The following is a 1,153-nucleotide window of genomic DNA, read 5'->3' as shown; positions in this document are numbered from 1 at the left end:
GCAACCAGTGTGAAAGTAGGTTATCGTCAGGCTAGTTATATAGAAAAGCCCCACTCAGTGATCTGAGTGGGGCTTTTCGCTTTGGGCGATCGATACCATATCGAACGTCAAGAGACACCGATATCATTGTCAAACCACAGCCACCCAGCAAGGACATCACGATGAACGTCTATCTCGCGGTAATCGATACGATGGCAGATTGGGAAATTGGCTATCTGACGGCCGAGCTGCACAGCCGGCGTTTCTTTCGTGATCCTGCGATGGCATGCAATCTGGTCAAACTCGGCGCGACCCAGGACGCGGTGCACAGTATGGGCGGCATCCAGTACGTACCTGACGTGACGGTCGATACCGTTCAACTACAGGCGGACGATCTGTTTCTGCTACCTGGCGGCGCCGTCTGGAACACGCCAATCGTCAGACCATTTCTGACACTAGCGCACGACGCCCTCGACCAGGGGCACAATGTTGCCGCCATTTGCGGCGCGACTGTTGGCCTTGCGAGCACCGGCGCACTTGACCGACGTCGCCATACTTCGAACGATCTCGCATCTTTGAAAGCCGCTTGTCCTGAGTATGCCGGGCAGTCCCATTACCGCCACAAGCCGGCGGTCCGCGGCGACAACCTCATTACCGCAAGTGGCCTGGCGCCATTGGAATTTTCGTATGAAGTGCTGAAGATGTTGAAAGTGTGGCGGCCGGAGACCGCAACCGCGTGGTTCCGTTTGCACAAGACGCGGCAGGAATGCTGGTATCACGCGCTGGTCGCGTCGATGTCGCCCGAGGGCCAGGAGTAACTGCCGCGGTAAGTGCCAACTCCCATTGTTGCTGATCTCCTCGAGTAACCCGCAACAGAGTCATATCTAGCATGACTGTCTTGCGGTCTGGCTATGCATTTGTTATAGTCTCGCTCCCTCGACGCAGAAGCATTCAACTGGATGCAGCAGCGAAGAGGGAAGAAAAAAAGAAGTTGACGAACATCGCAAAACACCGCATACTCTCTCTTCTCTGCTGCTGACGAACACAACGCTTCGTAGCAAACGGCAGAAAACGCAGCGCCGAATAAAGTTCTTTAAAAATTAACAGTCGATAAGTGTGGGCGTTTGATGAAGGTGCCAAGAACTTCGGTTCTTGATTACTTAAATTATCAAAT

The 1,153-nt window shown here is 53.6% G+C and carries 2 protein-coding genes; one reads left to right on the top strand and one right to left on the bottom strand.

The window, feature by feature from the left end; genetic code table 11:
* The first annotated feature begins 161 nt into the window (after positions 1 to 161).
* On the top strand, positions 162 to 797 hold the full coding sequence (locus tag HD842_RS23820) for a DJ-1/PfpI family protein (protein WP_183558799.1): 636 nt from the start codon (positions 162 to 164) through the stop codon (positions 795 to 797).
* Positions 798 to 930: 133 nt separating this feature from the next.
* On the opposite strand, the gene HD842_RS23905 is transcribed toward HD842_RS23820, so the two are convergent.
* Positions 931 to 1,153, bottom strand: a 223-nt coding sequence (locus HD842_RS23905) for a hypothetical protein (RefSeq protein WP_221290849.1), incomplete at its 5' end; no start/stop codon positions are given.

This window comes from Massilia aurea (genome assembly GCF_014200505.1).
GTDB lineage: Bacteria > Pseudomonadota > Gammaproteobacteria > Burkholderiales > Burkholderiaceae_D > Telluria > Telluria aurea_B.
Note: the sequence above shows the minus strand (reverse complement) of the source record. Positions and strands in the feature narration are given on the sequence as shown.